The organism is Chryseobacterium sp. JUb7 (assembly GCF_024806495.1).
Lineage (GTDB): Bacteria > Bacteroidota > Bacteroidia > Flavobacteriales > Weeksellaceae > Chryseobacterium.
Window position 1 is genome coordinate 328,762 of sequence record NZ_JANUFF010000001.1, and the last position, 24,184, is coordinate 352,945.

The 24,184-nt window shown below is 37.1% G+C and carries 18 protein-coding genes; 6 read left to right on the forward strand and 12 right to left on the reverse strand.

What is annotated here, in order from left to right; translation table 11 throughout:
* Positions 1 to 219: 219 nt before the first annotated feature.
* The 4 genes from M2373_RS01530 to M2373_RS01545 all read left to right on the forward strand — a co-directional run bounded on the left by M2373_RS01530 (position 220) and on the right by M2373_RS01545 (position 7,096).
* Entirely contained in the window at positions 220 to 1,737 is a 1,518-nt protein-coding gene (locus M2373_RS01530) for an aspartate aminotransferase family protein (protein ID WP_259106714.1), read from the forward strand.
* Positions 1,715 to 4,138, forward strand: coding sequence for a GNAT family N-acetyltransferase (locus M2373_RS01535; protein WP_259106715.1), 2,424 nt, complete (start codon positions 1,715 to 1,717; stop codon positions 4,136 to 4,138). Before M2373_RS01530 ends, M2373_RS01535 begins: the two co-directional genes overlap by 23 nt.
* A gap of 331 nt (positions 4,139 to 4,469) precedes the next feature.
* Positions 4,470 to 5,783, forward strand: a complete 1,314-nt coding sequence (locus M2373_RS01540) for a lysine N(6)-hydroxylase/L-ornithine N(5)-oxygenase family protein (protein WP_259106717.1) — start codon at positions 4,470 to 4,472, stop codon at positions 5,781 to 5,783.
* Complete coding sequence (locus M2373_RS01545; protein WP_259106718.1) at positions 5,759 to 7,096, forward strand: MATE family efflux transporter; 1,338 nt, start codon at positions 5,759 to 5,761, stop codon at positions 7,094 to 7,096. The genes M2373_RS01540 and M2373_RS01545 overlap by 25 nt, the downstream gene beginning before the upstream one ends.
* Positions 7,097 to 7,156: 60 nt before the next feature.
* Here M2373_RS01545 and M2373_RS01550 read toward each other — a convergent pair whose 3' ends face one another.
* The 6 genes from M2373_RS01550 to M2373_RS01575 all read right to left on the reverse strand — a co-directional run bounded on the left by M2373_RS01550 (position 7,157) and on the right by M2373_RS01575 (position 11,728).
* Positions 7,157 to 7,969 carry an alpha/beta hydrolase family protein gene (locus M2373_RS01550; RefSeq protein ID WP_259106720.1) on the reverse strand — a complete coding sequence of 271 codons (813 nt, stop codon included), beginning with the start codon at positions 7,967 to 7,969 and terminating at the stop codon, positions 7,157 to 7,159.
* 77 nt (positions 7,970 to 8,046) lie between these two features.
* Positions 8,047 to 8,616, reverse strand: coding sequence for a Crp/Fnr family transcriptional regulator (locus M2373_RS01555; RefSeq protein ID WP_259106721.1), 570 nt, complete (start codon positions 8,614 to 8,616; stop codon positions 8,047 to 8,049).
* An 11-nt stretch (positions 8,617 to 8,627) separates the two neighbouring features.
* A complete protein-coding gene (locus M2373_RS01560) occupies positions 8,628 to 9,149 on the reverse strand; it encodes a GNAT family N-acetyltransferase (protein ID WP_259106723.1) in 522 nt (173 codons plus the stop codon).
* Between the two features lie 13 nt (positions 9,150 to 9,162).
* Positions 9,163 to 9,744, reverse strand: coding sequence for a nucleosidase (locus M2373_RS01565; protein WP_259106725.1), 582 nt, complete (start codon positions 9,742 to 9,744; stop codon positions 9,163 to 9,165).
* Positions 9,745 to 9,756: 12 nt separating this feature from the next.
* Complete coding sequence (locus tag M2373_RS01570; protein WP_259106728.1) at positions 9,757 to 10,455, reverse strand: DsbA family oxidoreductase; 699 nt, start codon at positions 10,453 to 10,455, stop codon at positions 9,757 to 9,759.
* A gap of 106 nt (positions 10,456 to 10,561) precedes the next feature.
* Entirely contained in the window at positions 10,562 to 11,728 is a 1,167-nt protein-coding gene (locus tag M2373_RS01575) for an MFS transporter (RefSeq protein ID WP_259106731.1), read from the reverse strand.
* A 109-nt stretch (positions 11,729 to 11,837) separates the two neighbouring features.
* On the opposite strand from M2373_RS01575, the gene M2373_RS01580 reads away from it, so the two are divergent.
* A complete protein-coding gene (locus tag M2373_RS01580) occupies positions 11,838 to 12,230 on the forward strand; it encodes a helix-turn-helix domain-containing protein (RefSeq protein WP_259106733.1) in 393 nt (130 codons plus the stop codon).
* 82 nt (positions 12,231 to 12,312) lie between these two features.
* Here M2373_RS01580 and M2373_RS01585 read toward each other — a convergent pair whose 3' ends face one another.
* A complete protein-coding gene (locus M2373_RS01585) occupies positions 12,313 to 13,509 on the reverse strand; it encodes an MFS transporter (protein ID WP_259106735.1) in 1,197 nt (398 codons plus the stop codon).
* Positions 13,510 to 14,167: 658 nt separating this feature from the next.
* Between M2373_RS01585 and M2373_RS01590 the strand changes: the two genes are divergently transcribed.
* Positions 14,168 to 14,956, forward strand: a complete 789-nt coding sequence (locus M2373_RS01590) for an SDR family oxidoreductase (protein WP_259106736.1) — start codon at positions 14,168 to 14,170, stop codon at positions 14,954 to 14,956.
* 48 nt (positions 14,957 to 15,004) lie between these two features.
* On the opposite strand, the gene M2373_RS01595 is transcribed toward M2373_RS01590, so the two are convergent.
* The 5 genes from M2373_RS01595 to M2373_RS01615 form a co-directional block, all read right to left on the reverse strand.
* Positions 15,005 to 17,461 (reverse strand): glycoside hydrolase family 3 C-terminal domain-containing protein, encoded by a 2,457-nt coding sequence (locus M2373_RS01595; protein ID WP_259106737.1) that lies wholly within the window; start codon positions 17,459 to 17,461, stop codon positions 15,005 to 15,007.
* Positions 17,462 to 17,464: 3 nt separating this feature from the next.
* Positions 17,465 to 18,496 carry a nucleoside hydrolase gene (locus M2373_RS01600; RefSeq protein ID WP_259106739.1) on the reverse strand — a complete coding sequence of 344 codons (1,032 nt, stop codon included), beginning with the start codon at positions 18,494 to 18,496 and terminating at the stop codon, positions 17,465 to 17,467.
* Between the two features lie 8 nt (positions 18,497 to 18,504).
* Positions 18,505 to 19,380 carry an alpha/beta hydrolase gene (locus M2373_RS01605; protein WP_259106741.1) on the reverse strand — a complete coding sequence of 292 codons (876 nt, stop codon included), beginning with the start codon at positions 19,378 to 19,380 and terminating at the stop codon, positions 18,505 to 18,507.
* 195 nt (positions 19,381 to 19,575) lie between these two features.
* Complete coding sequence (locus M2373_RS01610; protein WP_259106743.1) at positions 19,576 to 21,876, reverse strand: glycoside hydrolase family 3 N-terminal domain-containing protein; 2,301 nt, start codon at positions 21,874 to 21,876, stop codon at positions 19,576 to 19,578.
* An 11-nt stretch (positions 21,877 to 21,887) separates the two neighbouring features.
* Complete coding sequence (locus M2373_RS01615; RefSeq protein WP_259106744.1) at positions 21,888 to 24,134, reverse strand: TonB-dependent receptor; 2,247 nt, start codon at positions 24,132 to 24,134, stop codon at positions 21,888 to 21,890.
* Between the last annotated feature and the right edge of the window lie 50 nt (positions 24,135 to 24,184).

Below are 24,184 nucleotides of genomic sequence, written 5' to 3' on the forward strand. Positions count from 1 at the left end.
ATCGAGAAGTTTTATACTAGATTTAAATTTTGAAACCGTTAAGATTGCTTTTTACTTTAGATTAATCTTAATTGAAATTATTCTTGTAAAAAGCCTTAATGGTTAAAATTAAAGAAAAGTTCTCGATATAAATTATTGCAGAATTTTACTCGAACTGACGAAAAGTTTTCGCCAATAATATCTAAAAAGTAAAAAGAAACACAAAAAATCCAGTATTTTATGAACACGTTTATTACCGAACATGCGGTTTCGGAAAGGGAACTCCTTTTCCCAAATCTGGAGAATTTATTCTGTGATATTAATATTCACGAATATCAAAATGTGATGCAGAAAGCACAGGAAAGTGTGATTGCATTTCTTGAAGACAACCATCAACCTTTCAGTGGAATTTCCCCTAAAGACTTGAGAAAACAGTTTGAAAACATCAATCTTAATGATCGACCACAGAATTATGAAGAGGTTTTCGAAGAAGTCAGAACACTTTATACACAGCACGCGATTGCCTTTCATCATCCAAAATATGTTGCCCATCTCAATTGTCCGGTTGTTATTCCTGCAGTGGCTGCAGAAATGCTGATCAGCTCAATCAATTCCTCCCTCGATACCTGGGATCAAAGTGCAGGAGGAACCTTGATGGAGCAAAAATTAATTGAATGGACCTGCAGTGAAATCGGCTACGGAAAAAACTCTGACGGAATTTTTACAAGTGGCGGATCTCAAAGTAACCTGATGGGTATGCTTCTGGCCAGAGATCATTTTTCAATTAAACATTTTAATCATAATATCAAGAAAAACGGATTACCGGAAAATGCCCATCGTTTCAGAATTTTTGTTTCAGAGATGGCCCATTTCAGTATTCAGAAAAGCGCTTCGATTTTAGGATTGGGCGAGCAGGCTGTAGTGAAGGTTAAAACCGACCGTTCTTTCAAAATGAACAGTATTTTATTGGAAGATGCTATTCAAAAAGAAATCGAAAACGGAAATATTCCCATTGCCGTTGTAGCGACTGCAGGAACGACAGACTTTGGAAATATTGATCCTTTAACCAATATTTCAACGATTGCAAAGAAGTATCAGATGTGGTTTCATGTAGATGCAGCCTATGGTTGCGGATTGCTTCTGACAGAAAAATACCGTCATCTGATCAATGGAATTGAAGATGCAGATTCTGTGACGGTTGATTATCATAAATCTTTTTTTCAGCCCGTAAGCAGCAGTGGATTTTTGGTAAAGGACAGAAATTATTTCTCTTTAATTACCCATTACGCAGATTATTTAAACCCGAAAGATCACGATGAAAACCAGATTCCAAATCAGGTTAATAAATCAATTCAGACCACCAGAAGGTTTGATGCGTTAAAACTTTGGTTTACATTACGAATTATCGGAAAAAAAGGACTTGGAAATTATATCGAAAGAATTATTCACACCGCTCGTCAGACAGTAACTTTACTTGAAAATGATCCCCATTTCGAACTATTAAACCGCTCTGATATTTCGGCTTTGGTTTTCAGATATTCGGCAGATCCTTTCAAAACTTTTGATTTAAACAGAATCAATACTTACATCAAATCTCAGCTTTATAAACACGGAAATGCTTTGGTTGCAGGAACAAAAGTGAACGGACAGTTTTATTTAAAATTCACCATTCTGAATCCTTTAACAACCATCGAAGATATCCAAACTATTTTAAACATCATTAAACAATACGGAAATGAATACATTGAAGTCAATTAACATACAGGAATACGCAGAAAAAATCAACTACACAGCACTGATTAACTGCTATATGAAAGAATTTACCAACTGGAGCCGTTATCTGGGAATTCCGAAATACGATATTGCAATTGCAAAAAGCTTAAGAAAAACACCCACCAATCTTCACATCAGAATCGATTTTTCATCAATTGGGTGCGATGTATATGTGCCTGTTGCTTATTTTTCCGAAAGCGGAAGACACCTTTTTGATTTTCCGGTTTTAAGGAGAGTCTTGGAAACGGATGAAGTTTCTGAGGTTGATATTTACGGTTTTATGGCATTAACGGCCGAGTATTCGAAAAATATCTATCAGGATATTGACGCTTCCACCGTTATGAAAAGACTGAACAACAGCATTGAAAATCTCTCAACCTATCTAAATCATCTGGTTGAAAATAATAAATCTGTCAATGACTTGGAAATGTCTTTTATCGAAGCAGAGCAATCCCTTGTTTTAGGGCATATTTTGCATCCGGTTCCAAAGTCTAAGCAAGGTTTTAATCAACAGGACTTACTGACCTATTCTCCTGAAACTTCAGGACAGTTTCAACTGTTTTATTTCTTAATTAATCCTGAAAATATTATTGAAAAAAATGCAGACGGTGAGCCTGTTTCTAAAAAATTAGGCGAAAAAATTTATCCGCTCTTAGATGCTGAGCATAAACAATTATGGGATAAATTTCCGGATTATCAGATTGTTCCGATGCACCCTTGGGAAGCTGAATATTTGCTGACCCAGGAAAATGTTCAGATCATGCAGGAGCAGGGAATCCTTTTTGCACTGGGACATTACGGAGAGTACTTCACTCCTACTTCTTCTGTGAGAACTGTTTACAGTGACAGTAATAAATGGATGTTTAAGTTTTCTCTGCATGTGAAAATTACGAATTCCGAAAGAATCAATTTATATCCTGAGTTACATCGTGGTCATGATATCAGTCAGTTATTAAAAACCGATTGGGGGAAAAATTTGCAAAATGATTTCCCGGAGATTGATTTTATGGTGGATCCTGCTTTTATAGCGGTAAAATTTAATGATAAAATTATCAATGGCTTTAATATAAGCATCAGAAGAAATCCGTTCTACGGTGAGAATAAAAACAAAAATGTAACCTTACTTGCAGCTCTTTGTCAGGACGGTATTTTAGGACAACCATCGAGACTACAGAATATCATCGGCAATGCAGCCAAAAACTTGGATTTATCTGTTGAGCAGGTCGCTTTGGATTGGTTTAAACAATATCTTCACATTTGTGTAAGACCTATTGTTGGCATTTTAAATAAATATGGACTTGCATGCGAATTTCATCAGCAAAACGTAATGATAGAGCTTGACAAGAAAGGTTTTCCGGCGAAAATTTATTTCAGAGATAATCAAGGATTTTTCTTCAGGGAAGGCAGAAAAGATCTGGTTTCCAATGCACTTCCGGGAATAGCGGATGAAAGCCAGTCGATTATTGATGAAGAATCTCTGGCTCCGAAATATACTTATTACTTGGTGACAAATAATATTTTAGGGGTCGTTAATGCCTTAGGTTGCCATCAATTGGCAAATGAAAAAAAATTAATCAATCTGGTTTACAAAGCATTCAAAGAACTTGAAAATGAAGACGAAACAGGATTGGTAAGCTATATTACCAATAAAAGAAACTGGTATACGAAAGGAAATTTAATCACAAGCCTTCAAAACATCAATGAAGCAGATGAAAACCTTGAATATCCTGCTGTTTTCCTGGATACCCCGAATCCACTGAATAAATACTTTTTTTCAAATAAATTAATTAAACCTGAAACTAAAGAAATTGTTTATTCAAGGTACTTTGAAGAAGAAAATGTAAACATAAGCATCCGTCCTTTTGATATTGAAAATGATTTTGAAATGATCCATGAATGGTTCAATATGGAACATGCCAAACCTTTCTGGAAAATGGATGGTCCGAAAAGAGATCTTGAACTTTGGTTCAGAACAATTCTTCCAAGTGATGAGCAGCACAGTTTTATCGGTTATGTAAATGATATTCCACAATTTAGCTTTGAGCCTTACTGGCCGATGAGGGATATTGTAGGAGCTTATTACGAATCACTTCCAACGGATTATGGAACTCATTTTTTCGTAGCTGAAACGCAAAAAGACAAAAAGTTTTCTTTCCAGTCTTTCCAGGTTGCTTTAGATTATATTTTCATGCTTCCAGAAGTTGGAAAATGTATCGGCGAAGCTTCTGTTGACGCCGTTCCGACCGACAGAATTATTACAAAATTGGGATATACCCGTGAAGGCGTGATCGAAATGCCACATAAAACGGCTTATCTAACTTTCTGTACCCGCGAAGGATATTGGGAAAAATGCCCTGAAAGCAGACTGGAAGCCAAAAGTATTTAATGATCATTTTTTAATATTTAAATAGGCTTCGACTGGCTCAGCCTGACATTGTTGATAACAGCAGGTATTAATAAATCATGATTGGAAGTGAAAATATTTAATATAAACTTTTTTATGAAAGAGTCTTCGACGGGCTCGGACTGACACTGTTAATAACAGCAGGCATTAATAATGTCATCATGATTGGAAGTGATTAATATAAGCTTTTTTATGAAAGAGGCTTCGACGGGCTCAGCCTGACACTGAAGATCATACAGATAGTATTAGCGGTGTCATCCTGAGCCTGTCGAAGGATCTTTCTTTATTCAGATTAATTCAAAAAACAAAAACATTGGAAAACAACAAAATATACGATATCATCGGGATCGGCATAGGTCCTTTTAACCTTGGATTAGCAGCACTTTTGCAGCCTGTGGAATCTATCGATTCTCTTTTTTTAGATCAGGCAGACGGTTTCGACTGGCATCCCGGGCTGATGCTTGACAACGCCACTTTACAGGTCCCTTTTATGGCTGATTTGGTAACAATGGCTGATCCTAAAAGTGAATTCAGCTTTCTCAATTTTTTAAAGGAAACCGACCGTTTGTATAAATTTTATATCAGGGAGAGTTTTTATATTTTAAGAAAAGAATATAATCAGTATTGTCAGTGGGTTGCAAATCAACTGCAGAATTGTCTTTTCGGAAAAAAAGTTGAACATATTACGTTTGATGAAACTCAGGAAGTTTACATTATCGAAGTTTTAGACCTGAAAAATAATGATGTTGCAAAATATTATACTAAAAAACTGGCTTTAGGAACAGGAACCCAGCCGAATCTTCCTAAATTTATGGAAGGAAAAAACTACCCCAATATCATTCATACTTCGGAATATCTTACCCATAAAGAGGATATTCTAAGCTCAAATTCTGTTTCTATTATTGGCTCAGGACAAAGTGCAGCAGAAATTTTTCAGGATCTGCTTCCGGAAACAAAAATGACATTTAAAATGAACTGGTTTACACGTCCGGACCGTTTTTTCCCGATGGAATATTCAAAATTAACACTGGAACTGACTTCTCCGGAATATGTTGATCATTTTTACCAGATGCCCTCTGAGAAACGTAAAAATTTACTGGCAAAACAGCCTCCGCTTTATAAAGGAATTAATTTTGATTTAATTAACGAGATTTTCGATACGCTGTACGAAATGAGCGTTGGAAATACTCCGTTGTATGTGGAACTGAAACCCAGCTGCCAGCTCGACAGCATTTATCCTGAAGGAAACTCCTACCTGTTGAATTTCACACATGTACAGGATGAAGTTACTTTTACAAATATTTCAGATTATGTCATTCTGGCAACAGGATATAAGTACAAAGAACCTAAATTTTTGCAGGGAATTGAGAATTTGATCCAAAGAACGGAAGACGGCCTGTTTGATGTAAGCCGCTATTACACTATTGATCACAAAGAAACTCTTTTTGTGCAGAACGCGGAACTTCATACCCATGGTTTTGTGACACCAGATTTAGGGATGGGTGCTTACAGAAATGCAATCATTATTAATTCTATCGCTAGAAAAGAAATCTATAAAGTAGAAAAACGAATTGCCTTTCAACAATTTAATACTTCGGAAGTATGGACCGCAAAACATTCATCTTAACAGGTGATTTGAAGAAGGTCATGTGGGAAACTTCATGGCCTGCCGTTGCGGCGATTGTTTTATATGGAATCAATAATTTCCTTGATGCTATTTTCGTTGGGTATTTGATCAATACAAAAGCCCTGGCAGCTGTTGGAATGGCTTATCCTCTATCTCAGATTGTATTGGGATTCGGAAGATTAGTCGGAACCGGAGCCGGAGCTGCTGTGAGTATGTGGATTGGTAAAAATGAAAAAAATAATCTGTATAATTTATTTGGAAGCTTCAACTTTCTATGTATTTTTTTCTCTTTGATTTGTACAATTCCGGCCTATATCTTTGCTCATGAATTAATGGCAATGATGGGAGCAAAAGGAGAATTACAAACCATTGCCGTTGATTATTTCAGAGCCACGTTAATAGGTACGGTGTTCTGGATTTACGGTTTAGCACTCAATATGTTAATCCGTGCGGAAGGGAAAATGAAAACCGCTGCAATGATGATTGCTGTGGGTCTGGTTATCGATATTATTCTGAAACCCATTTTTATTTCAACTTTAGGAATGGGCGTTGCGGGAGCAGCCTGGGCAACCAATTGCGGAATGATTATTTATTCTGCACTCGGTATTCTGTATTATGCCAAAGGAAAAAGTTCGTTTAAAGCCCATTGGAAATCCATTTCATTTAATCCTGAAATTGGACAGAAAATACTGAAACTGGGACTTCCGGAAATGATTTTATCTGTGATGGGTGTTGTTCAGAGTATTATTATTTTTAATGCGATTGCCCGCTACGGAACAGAAAATGATATTTCTTTCTTCACGGTTTTAAATAGATTTTTTTTGTTTTTACTGACTCCTTTATTTGGTTTAATGCGTGGTTTACAGCCTGTTGTGGGAATTAATTTCGGAGCTGGAAATTATGAACGGGCAAGGACATTTTTAAAAACATATATTCTGGCAGGAGTTGCTGTTTTATTTCCGTTTTTCTTTATCGCTTTATTTTTTCCGCAACAATTGATTGGCCTAATGCTTCCTGGATATGCTGTAAATGCTGATCAGATCAGAGACTTCAGATTATTTTTCTCGGTACTTCCTTTATTGCCGGTTACCGTATTAGCCCTTTCCTATTATCCTGCAGTAAACGACAGTAAAAAGGCTAGCTTTCTGGTGTTTCTCCGGCAGCTTATTCTTTATATTCCATTAATGCTTATTCTTCCGTATTATTTTGGAATTAAAAGTATATACTGGGGAAGTGCATTGATAGAGCTGGCAGTAGGTCTGGTGACATTAGGTTTATTAAAAAACAAACAGTTTAAATTAAAAAGGATTTAATTTTTTCATTATAATCATTTGTAAAACAGCTTTATATAAATTTTATATAAAGCTGCTTTTTTATTTTTTAAAATATCGTTCAAATAAGCTTAGCTGATTGGATAATGACTGACTCCAGTACTCTGGATCATGTTTCCCTGGAGACTCTATGTACAGATGCCCGATTTTAGCATGGGTAAGCTGATCATGAAATTTCCTGTTTTGTGTGATCATTTGATCATCTTCAGTTCCGCAATCAAAAATATAATATTGACTGGCGGTTTTCATAAGTTCTATTTTACTATCTGTCAGAAAATTAACATCCAAATCCGGAAAAGAACCCAAGACTTTATCTACTTGATAATTTGTATATTCTTTCCCGAAAGAACGAAAGTCTAAGGCTCCGCAAGAACTCCCTACAACTCCAAATATTTTCCGATAAGTCACGCCGATATTGGTTGCTCCGTAACCTCCCATACTCCATCCCAAAATTCCGCGGAACTTTTTTTCTGTTTTTACAGGGTAATTTCTATTAATAAAACCAACCAGTTCTTCACCAATAAAAGTCTGATATTGAGAATCCTTCTTTATAGGACTGTCAACATACCATGAATTGTAATTTCCATCAGGAAGAATATAAATTGTCTGATATTCCTGAGCTTTAAGTACCAGATCCGGAATATCCTTTTGTAATGTTCTTTCGGGATTTCTACTGTAACCATGCAGGATATAAACAGATTTGTATGTTACATCGGGCTGTAAATCCGGGGTAATAATAATGGTCTTGATCTTCTTATTCATCTTTGGACTGAATATATCCTGACGAATAATTTTCTGCGAAGAAAAATGACTAAAACAAGCGACCAGACATACAATACTTATTAAATTTTTCATAAGATTAACTGTTTTATTAACCTTGCAAAATTGTCCTAAAAAAAACAGAAAAGCCTCAACATATGTTGAAGCTTTTGTTAATGTATTTCTTTTTTTATACGGCTCAGCTGCGTTGGAGTTATTCCTAAATAAGAGGCAATATGATGCTGTTTCAGCCGCTTATATAAAGATTTGTTTTCCAATAATGATAAATACCGCTGTTTGGCGGTTTCATACTTCAATGATATCTCCAGAGGTTCTTTTTTTACCACCCAGTTTTTCTCCAGATAATGAATCTGAAACAATGCGAGATCATGATGCTTATTGAGCAGCTCCCGAAATGCTTTAACAGGATATTTTATAACAGAACAGTTTTCCAGAGCAATGATATTAAAATCACTGGGTTTATCCTGTATAATGGCGGAAGTGGAAGCTACAAAACTATTTTCTTCAAAGAAAATTTTATAAACCTGATTTCCCTGTTCATCAACAGTATAATACCCTATCAACCCGGATTGTATGAAATAATAATATCTGGCCATCATTCCTGCCTGCAGTAATAATTTATTTTTAGCGTATTTTTCTTCACTACAAATATTCTCCAGAGCAGAAACAGTTTCTGCTGATAAAGAATAATAATGATTAATTTGTTCTAAAAATTCTTTCAACCGGAAATATTTTAATCTAAAACTTTCTTCATCATTAAATCGGTCTGCTCGTCATTTCCCAACCGGAAAATATGTTTGTCAAACTCTTCAAAACCATTTTTTCTGTAAAATTGTAAGGCTCTGTGATTTTCTTCCCAAACTCCCAGCCAAAGGTAGGTTTTATTCATATTCTTAGCCGTTTCAAGGGCTTTATCATATAAAATCTGTCCTATCTTTTTGCCGTGATGGCTTCTTTTTACATAAATTCTTTCAATTTCCAGAGCTGTTTCATCCTGAGGCTCTGTTTGTGCATTTCCGGAGTTTAATTTCAGATATCCTACGGGATTATCTTCTTCCCAGGCAATAAAAAAATAAGAATCCGGATTATGGAGCTCATTTTTTATCTTTTCTGTTGCAAAGCTTCTTTCCAGATATTCTTTCATAGCTTCTTCAGTATTATTTTCTGAAAAAGTTTCCGAAAAAGTTTGTCTGCCAACATTTTGTATAACTTCAAGATCTTCTATCCTGGCTTTGTTAATAATAATTGATGCCATGTACGTCTTTCGTTTAAGAAAATAATATCTTTTTAAAAGCTTCAGAAGCCAAATGTACCTGTACAGCCCAATCGTCTGCTGCATCACTTCCGGCATCATCGGAAATGTATTTTAAGCACAGAAAAGGAATATTTTCTTTCATCGCAATTAAGGCCAGCGGATAGGCTTCCATATCCACAATATTATAGACTGTTTCAGAATGGTTCATTTCAAAGCTGTCACCGCTGCCGCAGATTCCTTCTTTGATGTTTTCCATTTTTAAGCCGTACTCCAAGACAACGGGCACTCCTGATAAAGGGGTTTCATACAGCTCAAATCCAAGCCCGCGAACATCCATATCTCTCTGGACAAATTTTGTACAGCATACCACATCTCCTTTACTGAAACCTTTACTGCCAGCTGATCCAAGATTAACAATCAATTTTGGTTTTCTGGAATGGATTTCTTTCGATAATTCCATTGCTGCATTCACCTTACCGATGCCTGTGATCAGCTTATTTTTATCATTAAATACTTTCCCGGCTTCAGAATCAAGTGCAAATACAAAAAGCGTATCATCAACAGGAAAATTAAGTTCTTCGTTTATTTTTATCATGAGCTCATCTTATTAAATACTACATCCGTCTGCATCACAAGCATTTTCACCATTTGAAAGATCTTTTAGCGGCGAAACTGTCTCGTTGTAAGTCTGCTGAAGTGCATTTTCAAAAAGTTCAGCAGGCTGAGCTCCCGATACCGCATATTTTCCGTTTAAAATAAAAAAAGGAACTCCTGTTACACCGTGTGCTCTTGCATCCGTAATATCTTTATTAACATCATCATTAAACTCATTAGAAGTTAATATTTTTTCGGTTTCTTCTTTATCAATACCTAAAGAATCAGCTATAGAAATCAGTGTTTCAGAATCTCCTACATTTTTTCCGTCAATGAAATGAGCAATAAAAAGAGCCTCTTCCATTTCGTTAGATTTATTGTGTTTTTTTGCTAAATGAAGGAGCTTATGTGCGGCAAACGTATTGGTAATTAAAGCTTTTTCAAAATTAAAATCGATTCCTGCGCCTTTTCCCATCTGCGCTACCTGCCCGATCATTTGTTGAGCCTGAGCATCAGGAAATCCTTTTTTTTCTTTAAAATATTCAATGGTATTCTGAGTTTTTGAAGGATCAAGAGAGGGGTCAAGCTGAAAACTCTTCCACTCTACTTCTATCTGATCTTTGAAAGGCAGCTTATTGAGTGCCTGCTCAAAATTATTTTTCCCTATATAACAAAACGGACACATCACATCCGACCAGATTTCTACTTTCATTTGTTTCTTATTTTAATCTATTAATCAATCTCCTGTAAAGATTTCACCATTATTTAAGTGAATCAAAGTTAATATATCTGATTATGGCAGCCAAATATATCAAGCTTTATTCCCCACAGAGAACGACTGATTTTTCCCTGCGTTCCAGCATGCTTCTGACTCCCATCATGATAAAGGCCAGAATTCCGAAAACCAAACCGATCCATGGGTTGTATTCAACGCCTTTTGTGATGATCATCCATCCGCCAACGGTAGTCCCGAGGGTTACGCCTAAATTACCGAATGAAGTAGCCAGACTGTTGGCAAACTCCAGTGACTGCGGTACAGACGAAATCATATAGGTAGAAGCATTAAGAAAACTCGGAGAATAAAGAAAACCCCAGATCCCGATCACTACAATGGTGGCCACTAAATTTCCATTTGAAAAATAAAGCAATACAGGCACTAAAATAGTTCCGGAAAGGAAAAAAGCAGTGGTGCCTGCAATATTTTTATTTAACATTTTACCTGAGATCCAGTTGGCAAAAACACCGATGATCCCAAACAGAAAAAGCATATAGCTGATCATTGTACCATCCATTCCTTTTGCCTTATTCAGATAATCAGCAAAATAGCTGTAGGTGGAAAACCAAGCGGTGATCATGAAAAAGTTCATAAGAGTACTGATGATAAAGGTAGGCTGTACCAATATTTTAAGCTGACTTCCGTACGATTTTTTCTCCTTGACCGGCATTGAAGGCAGTAAAAAATAAATACCTGCCAAAGCAATAACGCTGACAACCGACTGAACGATAAAAGATGATTCCCAAGACCAGATACTCGAAAGCCACGTTGCAAAAGGAACGGTAGTTACCATAGCCAGGGCAACGCCGCTGAATACAATTCCCATGAGCTCATTGCTATGTTTTTTATCGGCTTTGGAGACTGCAACTGATAAGGCGCTCGCAATATAAACAGGCTGTAAAAAAGCAGGCAGTATTCTCACCAGCATCAGAAGCCAGAAAGGGGGTGAAAATGAGGAAACAACTCCTGTAATTAAAAACATAAATATGGCAGCAAACATCACTTTTTTACGGTCAAACCCGGACATTAATAACGTCATAAAAGGTCCTGTAAGCGCAATGATCAACGCAAAGGCACTTAATAAATATCCGGCTTTGTCGATGCTGATATGATAATGTTCTGCGATCTGCGGCAGAATACCAATAACTCCGAATTCTGTTGTGATAACGGCAAGAAAGCCTAAACATCCGATATATGCGAATTTCTTCATTCTTTAAATCTGTTAGTATTATAAAATTTTAATCCTGCAAAATTAAAATACAAACCCTAAATTTGCACTGTACACAGTCAATTGTATGGTACTAACAAATTTGTAAGTAATGGCAAAGAAAAAGGAAAATTCAACGAACAGCATTAATGCACAATATATTACAGAATGTGATCTGACGTATGCGGTTTGTAAAATCGGCGGAAGATGGAAATTATTGATCTTATGCAAGCTTGAAGACGGGAAATTACGTTTCAGTGAACTCAGAGACCGTATCGAAGGGATTACTGAGAGAATGCTTACCCTTCAGTTAAGAGAAATGGAAAAAGAAGGCTTGCTGAAAAGAACCGTTTATGCTCAGGTTCCGCCACGGGTAGATTATGAATTGACGGACATAGCCAGAGAACTGATTCCTATCTGGAGGCAACTTGAAGGTTGGGGGAAAAAACATAAAAAATTGATACAGGAACAGATGCTCGAAGTTGAAATTTCTAACGCTGATTAACAATAAAAAAATACCAGGTAAATATACAATTCACCTGGTATTTTAAAATATTAACGGTTATAATAAGTATGATATCTGAAATCTAGTTTCCAGCGTCTCTTTTATTCACTTTATTGCAGAACAGTAAATGAGCGATCAGAGCCAATAAACCAAAGGCTGCACCTACGAAACATACACCATCCCATTGCGCATACTGCCATGCAACAGAAGCCAGCCATGTTCCTAATGATCCGCCGATGAAATAACAAACCATATATACGGTATTCAGTCTGTTAACGGCATTAGATTTTATTAAAAAATAATTGGTCTGATTCATAATATGACTCGACTGTACTCCTAAATCAACAAGAATAACTCCCACAATCAGTCCCCAATACGTTTCTCCTGCAAAATACGTAAACGCCCAGCTTCCCAAAACAACCAGTAAAGAATAGAAAATAATTCGGTTGATATCCAAGAATTTTTGAAGCTTTCCTACTTTTGCTGCAGCTAAAGCACCCACTGCACCAGCCAGTCCAAAACTTCCTACAACTGATGCTCCGGCATTAAATGGCGGTTTTTCCATATGGAAAACCAAGGTTGTAAATAAAGCACACATCGATCCGAAAGCCATTGCTCCACGGAATGAAGCGAGTTGTAAAATAGGCTGCGTCTTTGCTAAATGGGCTACAGAGCGCATCAGCTCTCTATAGGTTCCTTTGAAATTAGGCTGCATTTCAGGCAGCATTTTGTAAACGGCAAACCACACCAGAATCATAATCCCGGCAGCAATACCAAACATAGCTCTCCATCCCCAGACATCTCCTACAATTCCGCCTATAAATCTTGATAAAAGAATACCCAGTAACAATCCGGACATGACGGTTCCGATATTGGATGATTTTTCTTTGTCAGAAGATAATTCAGCGGCGATAGGAATGAATAACTGAGGAATTACAGACGTCACTCCTATCAGTAAACTAGCTGCGTATAACATCCATAATTGAGTGGCAAATGTCATCCACAATAATGAACCAAAGACTAAAAACAGATCGATGAGAATTAATCTTTTGCGGAAAAATTTATCTCCCAATGGAACAATCATCAATAACCCAATCGCATATCCTATCTGAGTAAGCATAGAAATTCTGCTGGCTGCACTTTCAGAAACGTTTAAATCTTTCGAAATAAGACCTAATAAAGGTTGATTATAATAATTGTTGGCAACTACAAGTCCGGAAATAATGGCCATTAGCCAGATTACAGTACGCGAAATACCGTTGGAAGCGCTCATCTGCATGGTAAAAATTTACTTCAAATTTAATTATAGAATTCTTGAATTTTGATTGATTTCAAATTGTTAATGATTAATTATCAGATTAATGAAATCAATCAGAAAAAGAATGCTTTTTTAAGATTAGCAAAGGTACTTATTTTTATAAAAAGAGATTTGTACAAATTATCTATTTTCGAGTATTTAATTCATTTTTTTTGTTGAAAAATCACAAGGCGTAAATATTTCTAATCATTATGTTGTTAATTTGTATTGACTTTTGATAAAAAGATTATTAAATAATTTAGCTGTTTTTTTGACGCAAAGTTTTATTTTAAAGAATGATTTATTTAAGTGAGCAAAGAAGAATCAACCAAGTTGATTTGGTGAAGCTATATTTTCAAGCTTTGCGAAGCAAATTTTATTTGCCTTTGCCTCCTAAAAATCAAAAGTATGCAATAAAATCTTTGCGTTAAAAAATAAAATTCAAACAAATAAAACCTTTGTTTGATGAATAAAATAAACAACTCATAAAAAAATCCTTGCGCCTTAAAACGTTTTTTAGTTATACTTTGCGCCTTAGCGATTCACCAACTACACAATGTTTTAATATTTCTGTTTTTCATTGAATTCAAGCACTTTTTTGTACATTTATCTAATAAGATTAATTAGAAAAGATACATTCATGAATATTCAACTGATATCAAAAAATGCACTGGTAGGAGCTGCTACCCAAGGAATCGGAGCCGGAATTGCTCTGGAACTGGCGAAATGTGGGGCAAATGTCACCGTCATGGCTCGAAATGAAGAAAAATTAAAAAGCTTTGTGGCTTCCTTACCTGTTATGAACGAAAAACAGATACATCAATATCTGGTAGCTGATTTTTCTGATTTTGAAAAGTACAGAGGCATTATTTCGGGGTATTTTAAAAACAATTCAATTGATATTCTTGTCAATAATACTAATGGTCCTGAGCCCGGAGTTGCATTAGAAAAGAATGTGGATGATTATCAGAAGGCTTTTGATCTGGTCTTTAAGACTGTTTGTGAAACCACAAATTTGGCGTTACCTTATATGATCAGACAAAATCACGGGCGGATTATCAATGTCTCTTCTCTGTCGGTAAAATCACCGATTAACAATTTAGTGCTGTCAAATTCTATTCGCTCTGCCGTGGCAGCATGGGCAAAAACCTTAGCCAATGAAGTTGCACAGCATAATATTACGGTGAACAATGTTCTCACCGGATATTTTGATACTGAACGAATCAAAAAACTGATTGATCACGAAGCAGAACAAAGCAATCAATCTGCGGAAGAAATAAAAAAAGGAAGAGAAGATAAAATTCCTATGAAAAGATTGGGTAAACCTGAAGAATATGGCCATTTGGTCGCTTTTTTAGCTTCAGAATATGCTGCTTATCTTACCGGAACCAATATTCCTCTGGATGGAGGATTGAATAATACATATTAAAAAAAGAGGTTCGTATTGAACCTCTTTTCCTTGTTTATTTTTAAGGTTTTATTTTAAATCCTTAAACTGTTTGTCAGCAGGAAAAACATGCTGTACTTTTTCTACGGTAATATCTGAATTGACTTCAAACTCCGCATTTTGTTTAATGTCTAAAGATGATGCCCCTACAGAAACTTTATATTTTCCTTTTTCAGCGATCCAGGCGCTTTTATCGGTAATAAATGAAGCTAAATCTTTTGGATTAAGCTGCAGAATAAGTGTTTCACTCTCACCAGGCTGTAATTCCTTCGTTTTTGCAAAAGCTTTCAGTTCAGATTTTGGTTTATCGATCAACTTGTTCGGAGCAGAAAGATACAACTCCACCACTTCTTTTCCGGCTACTTTTCCGTTGTTTTTAACCGTAACACTCACCTGAATTTTATCTTTAAAAGTTGGTGAACTGATTTTTATATTTGAATAATCGAAACTGGTATACGACTTTCCAAATCCGAATTCATATGAGGGTTTTACATTAAAGGTGTTGAAATAACGGTATCCGACATAAACTCCCTCTTCATACGTCACTTCTTTTGGGTTTTCAGCAGGAACTCCCGGAAAGTTTTTCGCAGACGGAGTATCCGAATATTTTACAGGGAAAGTCATCGTTAATTTTCCGGAAGGATTTATTTTCCCGGAAATAACGTCCGCTACAGAATGTCCACCTTCCTGACCAGGCTGCCATGCCAATAAAATAGCATCTACTTTATCTTTCCACGATGCCGTTTCAATAACACCGCCGATATTTAAAATGACCACTACTTTTTTACCTTTTGCGTGGAAAGCTTTTGAAATTTTATCCAGCATTTCGATTTCTTCAGTCGCCAGATTAAAATCATTATCAACGACTCTATCGCCGCCTTCTCCCGAATTTCTTCCTAACGTAACAAAAGCAATTTCTGAAGTTTCAGCTTTTTTAGCAAGGAAGGCATCATTCATTTTCATTTCGGGAAGTCTTTCCGGCAACGCTAAAATTCCTCTGGCTTTTCTTCTTTCCTTTTCCGCGGCTACTTCTTTTTCGGCGTGAGGCTTGTATAAATCCACCAATTCTTTATCCAGTTGATAGCCTGCAGAATTCAGCCCTTCCAATAATGAAACAGTGTGTTTGTTATTGACACTTCCACTCCCTGTTCCGCCCGTGATCCAAGCATAAGAAGTAACTCCGAATAAGGAAACTTCTTTCTGCTTATTGGCAAAAGGCAATGCACTGTTATCATTTTTAAGCAATACCATTCCTTCTGTGGCGGCATTTCTTGTCACTTCTGCATTTTGGGCAAGGTTAGGTTTATCGCTGTATTTGTATTGCGCGAAAGTCGGAGTCCGGAAAACATACTCAAGAATTCTTTTTACATTGAGATTGGCAACTTCCTGAGATAATTTCCCTGAATCCAGGGCGGCAAGAAGTACTTTTTTCTGTGCGGGAATTCCCGGCATCAGAAGATCGTTTCCTGCATTCATCTGTTTTACAACATCAGAAATTCCACCGCTTTGGATAGATTCAAACCCCGGAAAACCTCCAAACCAGTCGGTCATTACAATGCCTTTGAAGCCCCATTCATTTCTTAAAACCTGAGTCAGTAAATCTTTACTGTCGGAAGTATAGACTCCGTTTAACAAATTATAAGAAGACATTACCGTCCATGGCTGAGATTCTTTGACCGTAATTTCAAAACCTTTTAAATACAATTCTCTCATCGCACGTTCTGAAACATGGGCATTGATAGTCAAACGGTTGGTTTCTTCATTGTTAGCCGCAAAATGCTTAACAGAAGTTCCTACTCCCTGAGACTGGATTCCGTTAACAATTGCTGCAGCAGTTTTTCCTGAAATTAAAGGATCTTCAGAATAATATTCAAAATTTCTTCCGTTCAACGGGTTTCTGTGAATGTTTAAAGCCGGAGCCAAAAGGACATCTACGCCATATTCTTTTACTTCATTTCCCATGGCTTTTCCCACCTGCTCCAGTAAGGTTTTGTTCCAGGTGGAAGCCAATGCTGTTCCCACCGGAAAGGCCGTTGCATAATAAGTTTTTGAATCATTATCTCTGGTCGGAGCTATTCTTAACCCTGCAGGACCATCGGCAACTACTGTCGCAGGAATCCCGAATCTGTCAAAATTGGCTGTTCCTCCCGCAGCTCCCGGAACAAGACCCTGTTTAGAATCTCCTACAGGTCCTGTCAGTACTTCAATTCCGGGCATTCCTGTTCCGATCAGCAAATCAACTTTTTCAGCATTCGTCATTTGTTTGACGATGGCATCAATTCTTTTATCGACAGAAAGACGGCTGTCTTCCCAGGGATCTAATTTTCCGTTTTTATTTAAATCTTTAAAGGTTTGACCATTTACCGTAATGGTCTGAGTATTTTGCTGAGCATTTGCAACTGCTGATGTCGCCAGTAACACAAGAAATAATCCTGAATTTTTGGCTTTCTGAACAAGTTTGATCAATGCAGATTGGTTCTTCTTCATATTTTATCTGTTTGAATTAAATAATTTGAGTTTAGCATAAAAATCTTCGAACATCAGTCGGATATCTAAGTTGTTGTATATCCTGATATTTCTTCCGTTCGGATTGTATTCATATGTTCCGTTATCATTGATTTTCGGAGCATTCTTTAATACATACTGACTTGATGACGGATCGGCTTCGAAAGACGATTGTAAAGCGGTTAACAGAACCAACGGACTATCTCCCATAATGTAAGTTTCACCAATTTGAAGATTGAACTTCTGGGTTCTTTCCATAAGGTCTTCAATCTGTTTTGACAGATACGCTCCGGTTTTCCCTTCCGCCTTTACTCTGGTCATCAGTTCTGCATACGACATTAATGCCTGTCGGTAAGCATTTCTCGGAATCTGCCATACTTTTAGATCAGATTGATTAAAAACTACCTGTCCCGCTTTGATATCGATCCCAAGATTGTATTCTAAAGGGGTGAAATTCGGTGGTGGAGTTGCCAGATCCTGATATTCAGGACCGCCAATCCATACAACGATTACTTTTTCAGCAATCTTCGGTTCCAGCAGATAGGCACTCGCAATTTCTGTTAATCCGGCTCCACATACGACAAACAGTGGCGTTTTTACATCTGTTCTCATCGCTTCAGCAACAATGGCTTTAGCTCCGGCTGAGATTTGTGGTGTTTTCAGATCTTTTAACTGATCATTTGAACCCTGATAAATTTTAAATTTGTCTTTAAGATTCATGATCGTAAGGGTTTCATTCACCTTTTTCACTGCATTTTCTGCGGTAATTGTAGATGAATCAAACGGATCTCCCGGCTTTAAATGAGAACCGATAATGCCCCGAATTTCTGTTGATGGCGAAAGAATCTGATGAACCAATTGAAATAATCCATCCGGATCACCACCAAAATCATTGTCGACAATCACTCTGTAACGAGATTTTACAAATGGGTCCATTTCAGAAATCACAGCAGTATTCTGCGCCGAAACAGATACTGCTGCGAATAAAGAAACTATATTAAAAAATACTGATTTCATGATAAGAATTATAAAAATTTATGGAATTTCAACCAGTCAAAATAGACATCCGACCATTTGTCGACAGGTAAATTCTGAATTCCCATTCCGAAGCCATGACCTCCTTTCTCATACATGTGAAGTTCTACAGGCTGTCCGGCATCCAGCCATTTATTGTAAAGCTGAATACTTTTTGGAGCTAGTTTCAACTGATCATCAGTCGCTGCACAAATAAACATCGGTATTGATCCCGGAATTTTTGAATTCAAAATATCCTCATTGGGACCACCATAAATAGATGCGGCAAAGTTGGGTAAGGTTGAGGCCTCTTTACTGTGAAGTACACTTTCTAAAATGACACTTGCTCCGGCTGAGAAACCGATTACACCTAACTTATCAGTCTGAATATTTAATTCTTTAGCGTGAGCTCTTACATAAGAGATAGCGGTTTTAATATCCTCGCCTGCCATTACTTTGATCGGAGCTGTTTTAGCGTCAAAAGCTTTTCTGTCTTTGATATTTTCCATCATTTCACGGGCAGGATCGTTGGATTTTGTTTCCAGTAAACGGTATTTTAAAACAATGGCTGTTATTCCGTTTTCAGCGAGTTTTTTTGCGAGATCAATCCCTTCTCTGTTGATCGATAAACTTTGAAAACCACCTCCCGGAGCAATAACGATGGCTGTACCATTTGCTTTAGCTTTGTCGGCTTCGAAAACCAAAATTGAAGGCTGTGCTACATTGTAAACAACCTCTGTTTTAAACAGATCCGAATACGTTTGTGCTTCTTTCTGCTTCCAGCTTTCTGTTCCGGGTGCTTTACCAGTGTATAACGGGATACTTTTTTGAGCCTGTATATTGTTGATTCCGATAAGGAATACACCTGCTATGATAAATTTTTTCATTTCGATTAGTTTTAAATATTTTTTAACCACAAAAAACCCAAAACACTTACATTTAAGTAGTTATAAAGTTAAAAGCCATGCTGTTGATAAGTACACTTACGTTTTTTGAAAATCTTTGATTTTCTTCTTATGTGAACTTTAGTACTTTCGACATTTTAAATTCTTATATTCTTTTGTGGTTTAATTTTTATTGAATTATTTCACGTATTTCTGTGTTCTAGCATCTTTAATAACCCCTGACCAGTTTAGCCCGTACCCAAAGTCATAGGCATGACCTTCCGAATCTTTGTAAGGAATCATATCAAACGGAACATCTTCTTTCTGAGTTTCCACTGTTTTCATATCGGCAGGCATCTGAAGCGGCAATAATCCTGATGGCTCATATTTTCCTGCGATAATATCCACTACAGCCTGATTGGAAACATTGAAATTCACTAAAATACCGTCAGAATGTTTTTCAAATTCAGAGAAAATCATTGGCTTTGAAGCGGTCACAGAAACAATGACAGGTTTTCCATTCATTGCTTTATAAGTATTTTCAATATTCAATAAATCAGTGAAATTTGTGGCGGTACTCGTCTTATTCCTGAACGTTCTGTCTTTAACCGTTGGTGCCACCACCGCATCTCCTGCTGCAATACTTTTTTCACGGGCATCTGTTGCCGTATAGGTTTGATATTGAAGAGAAATCGGAAGGTATCCGTTTCCGCCATCTTTTACGTCAACATCGCTGTAGCCTCCTTCTTCACTGTGCGGACTTTGAACAAATACGATGGCAAAATCTGCTTTTGCAGGATCATCCGATACGTTGTAATGCTTTTTTACAAATTCTAAATCCACGGGATAATCTAAAGACGGAGCCGTGTAAACTCCCCACCAGTTGAATGTTGCGGGAGAATATCTCTTCGGAATGTATACCGTTTTGCGTTCTTTAATCGGTAAAACCTGCGCTTTATTTTTAAGCATAACGATAGATTTTACCTGTGCATCGTATCCCGCTTTCATAAACTCAGGATTTCCTACGATCTTTTTGGTTTCTTCCACGTTTACATAAGGATTTTCAAATAATCCGGTTCTAAAAATATTCTTTAACAGACGAACAGCCGATTGCTCGAAGCGTGTACGCATATATTTTTCACCATGTTCTTTTACGCCCATTTGATAGGCTTCCAGAACAGGTCCTTTATCATTATTTCCTCCAAACTGATCAACTCCGGCTTTCAGTACTTTGTAATGACGCTCTGCAATTGACAGTTTTTCAACACCCCAGGGCTTTCCCGCAAAAGTTCCTGGAGTTTTTCCTTCTTCAGCAGTAATCAGCCAGTCGGTACATACAACTCCGTCATAGCCATATTTTCCTCTTAAAAGATCAGTAATTAAATATTTGCTGAATCCATTTCCTACATTTTCACCGTTCTTGGTATCCTGGTTAAAGCTGATTGTATAGTAAGGCATTACTGCAGATGCTTCTTTGGTTCCGCCATTTAATTTAAAAGCTCCTTCTGTAAAGGGTTTCACATGATTTTGGAAATTATTTCCCGGATAAACGGCATATTTTCCCATGGCCCAGTGACCGTCACGACCTCCTTCTTCAGGACCACCGCCCGGCCAGTGTTTTACCATTGCATTAACGCTTTTGTAACCCCAGCCATTTTTAATCACATCTTTTCCAAAAGAAGTCTGGAAACCATCGATATAACCTCTTGCTAAATCAGTAGTCAATTCAGGGCTTTCGCTGAAAACGTAAGCAATTCTGTACCAGCGAGGTTCTGTCCCTAAATCGATTTGCGGAGATAAGGCGGTAGAAATTCCCAACGCCCGGTATTCCTGGGCAGCAATATTTCCGAATTTTCTGACCAGTTCAGGATCAAAAGTAGCTCCCATGGCCAATCCATCCGGCCAAAGAGAAATTTGCCCGCCTGCCCCTTCATTAAATTCAGCAGTAACAGAAGCAGAATGCCTCGGATCAGTACTGTTATTGGATGGAATTCCCAGCCCCAGACCTTCTATATAAGACTGTAAATTGTTATTCCATTTTGCAGCGACTTCCGGTGACTGTAAAGTGGTTACCAGAACATGGCGAAGATTGTCATCTTTTAAAAATTTCTTTTGCTGATCGGTAAGATCCCATGGATTGGCACCGCTTTCGCTGAAAAATTTACCATTGTATTTTCCCGCTCTGAAACCTTCAGACGGAGCCGGAACTGCCTGGTGAGCACTGTAAAGCATCAAACCGGCGATCTGTTCAACAGACATTTTGGAAGCCAGATCTTTTGCTCTTTCTTCTACAGATAAACGCCAGTCTTCATACTTGTCGAGTTTTCCGTTTTTATTTAAATCCTTAAATTTCTTTCCTGCAACTTCAAGAATTTTCACTCCCGATTCTTCGGAATATCCTAAAACGGGTCCGCTGTTGTTTTTTATCTGATGAATATTTTGTGCAGAAACTGAGATTCCAAAACACAAAACTGCAATACTTAAAACTGTCTTTTTCATTGTTCTTCCTGTTAAAAATTAAAGCTTACTGAAAACTGTCCTGTCAGCGGCATAATGTATGTTCCTGTCAATAGTTTTCCGTAATATGGACTGGCATCTGTAATTAATTCAGCACCGTTGATGGTACCGCTTGCTCCCCTTTGATTCAGGAAGTTGATCACTGTTGCGCCAAGGTTGATATTTTTGTTAACCGTATAACTTACCCCACCGAAAGTTTCCCATCTTGGAGCGAAGTATAAAGCGTTGGTAAGGTTGGCGTACTGTTTTGAGAAATATCTGAAGCTCGCCCAGAATCTCCATTTGTCAACCGTATAACCAGGGTCGATTTCCATTAAAACTTTAGCGACTCCCAAAACATTGTTATCGTTGTAATCGTAATCTGTTCCGAATGCGTTGAAATTGAACTTTTTATATACAGGATTCTGTAATGTAATCAGATAATGAAGATTAAATCCTTTAAATGGTTTCAACACAAAATCTGTCGTCCATCCGATCGTCTGGATATCATAGTAAACAGTAACGTTCTGAGCCTGTGTTGTATTGGCTGGATTAACTAGATTATATCGGTTAAGGTTATTATTCTTTTTAAGGTAAGTAGCCTGAGAAATCAACTGAATGTAATCTGTGTTCCAGAAAACTCCCAATGCTCCGAGTGGGCTTTTAATTTTGTTTGTATTGGGCTCAAAAGCCTGAGAATAACTTTCCAGTCTTCTGTTTTCTTCCGTATACAATAAATTGGCAATTACTCCGAAATTTTTACTGATGTTATAGGTTGCATTTAAGCTACCATTAATCTGGAAAAAGCTTTGACTGATATGATTAAACTGGCTTGGATCTGTAAAATTGAAGCCTACCGTTCTCGGAGTTAAAGAATATTCTCCGTCTATGATATGATTTTTTAAATGTAAGCCATAGCTCAGATTAAAGTTGTCTGATACTTTCCACTCATCGGTTGCATATACTGAAAGTTTGTTTTCGGTTCCGCTGTGAAATTCACCTCCTGCATTATAGTTATAAAAGCCATCTGCATCAGTTGCTGGCCCAATCAGTCTTTGTGGCTGTGGCTCAACAGTCTGAAAAAAGAAAGATCTGTTGGATGTGAATTTATCAATGTTATAATATTGTTCTAAAATTCCCACCGTTACGTTGTGATTTCCTACTTGTTTATTTAATGAAAATCTTCCTGCAATATTGGTGATCGGAGTTGCCGGCGTGTGCATTGCCAGCTGGGTACCAACAGCTCCGGAATATGGCTGTCCCGTGGAAGCTATCGTATATCCTGCAGATGGATCCGCATTGAAAATACTTAAAGGGATAATATTTGATGATTTTGCCGTTGCAAAATGTGCTCTTGTTGAGAATTTGAAATTCCAGCCGTTGTTTAATAAATAATTACCGAAAATATCGATGTTGTGAGACGTATTTCTGTTGTCGTTGCCAGCCATATTTGCCCAATATGTTTCTCCGGACAGAATATCTTTCATTTTGATTTTTCCGTCGTTTACAACATATGAATCTCTTCCGATCCTGAAATTGTCAAGCTCAGTCACTTTTCCGTTTTCCCCATACTGAAAAACTGCGTAGTTTCCTACATTATAAGAATCTGCATATTTATATAGAATTGAGATCTTTCCTTTATCATTATTAAAATATTTCGTAACCCCAGCTCTGAAGATTTTCGTCTCGTCTACATTTCTTGCAAAACCAAGTTTGAAAGTGCTTGGATCATAGTTTGCAAAAGCCCCCACAGTATAGGTCCATCCGTTTTTAGAAATCGGTCCTGAGGCATTTACATCTCCCTGAAGCCATCCGAAAGTACTTGTGGTGAATTTTCCTTTCAGTTTAAAATCCTTTGTTCCTGTCTGAGAATAAGAATTGACGGCAAAACCAAGATCCCCCATTGTATTAGCCAGCTGATCCATTTTCAGCAGTCCAGTTTTCTCCAGACCTACACTTTGTCTCCATGTTTTATTGGGAAGCTCCGGCCAGAAAAAATAAACTGCAGGAAGATCATTTTCAAGAATAGTAATTCCGCCAACTGTGGATGGAAGTCCGATATTCACATCTCTCGGACTGGTATTATTGGCAGCATTCAGCATTACATTTCTGTTATTATCTTCTTTTGAATTGCTGGTCTTTATTTTTTCCTGCAATCTGACAGAATCCTGTACAGTAAGACTGTCTTTCTGTGCAAAAGCAAGGTTTGAACAGAAAAGAGCAATGCCCAGTGCTGAAATTTTTAATGTTGATTTTCTCATTGTTTAGTTTCTATAATTTCTTCTGTTAGTTTCCTTTTTTATTATAAATA

Bases quoted from the DNA above. Each gene is read 5' to 3' on its own strand.
- M2373_RS01530 (WP_259106714.1), top strand. From the start codon at position 220: ATGAACACGTTTATTACCGAACATGCGGTTTCGGAAAGGGAACTCCTT.
- M2373_RS01535 (WP_259106715.1), top strand. From the start codon at position 1,715: ATGAATACATTGAAGTCAATTAACATACAGGAATACGCAGAAAAAATC.
- M2373_RS01545 (WP_259106718.1), top strand. From the start codon at position 5,759: ATGGACCGCAAAACATTCATCTTAACAGGTGATTTGAAGAAGGTCATG.
- M2373_RS01550 (WP_259106720.1), bottom strand. From the start codon at position 7,969: ATGAAAAATTTAATAAGTATTGTATGTCTGGTCGCTTGTTTTAGTCAT.
- M2373_RS01560 (WP_259106723.1), bottom strand. From the start codon at position 9,149: ATGGCATCAATTATTATTAACAAAGCCAGGATAGAAGATCTTGAAGTT.
- M2373_RS01565 (WP_259106725.1), bottom strand. From the start codon at position 9,744: ATGATAAAAATAAACGAAGAACTTAATTTTCCTGTTGATGATACGCTT.
- M2373_RS01570 (WP_259106728.1), bottom strand. From the start codon at position 10,455: ATGAAAGTAGAAATCTGGTCGGATGTGATGTGTCCGTTTTGTTATATA.
- M2373_RS01575 (WP_259106731.1), bottom strand. From the start codon at position 11,728: ATGAAGAAATTCGCATATATCGGATGTTTAGGCTTTCTTGCCGTTATC.
- M2373_RS01580 (WP_259106733.1), top strand. From the start codon at position 11,838: ATGGCAAAGAAAAAGGAAAATTCAACGAACAGCATTAATGCACAATAT.
- M2373_RS01585 (WP_259106735.1), bottom strand. From the start codon at position 13,509: ATGCAGATGAGCGCTTCCAACGGTATTTCGCGTACTGTAATCTGGCTA.
- M2373_RS01590 (WP_259106736.1), top strand. From the start codon at position 14,168: ATGAATATTCAACTGATATCAAAAAATGCACTGGTAGGAGCTGCTACC.
- M2373_RS01595 (WP_259106737.1), bottom strand. From the start codon at position 17,461: ATGAAGAAGAACCAATCTGCATTGATCAAACTTGTTCAGAAAGCCAAA.
- M2373_RS01600 (WP_259106739.1), bottom strand. From the start codon at position 18,496: ATGAAATCAGTATTTTTTAATATAGTTTCTTTATTCGCAGCAGTATCT.
- M2373_RS01605 (WP_259106741.1), bottom strand. From the start codon at position 19,380: ATGAAAAAATTTATCATAGCAGGTGTATTCCTTATCGGAATCAACAAT.
- M2373_RS01610 (WP_259106743.1), bottom strand. From the start codon at position 21,876: ATGAAAAAGACAGTTTTAAGTATTGCAGTTTTGTGTTTTGGAATCTCA.
- M2373_RS01615 (WP_259106744.1), bottom strand. From the start codon at position 24,134: ATGAGAAAATCAACATTAAAAATTTCAGCACTGGGCATTGCTCTTTTC.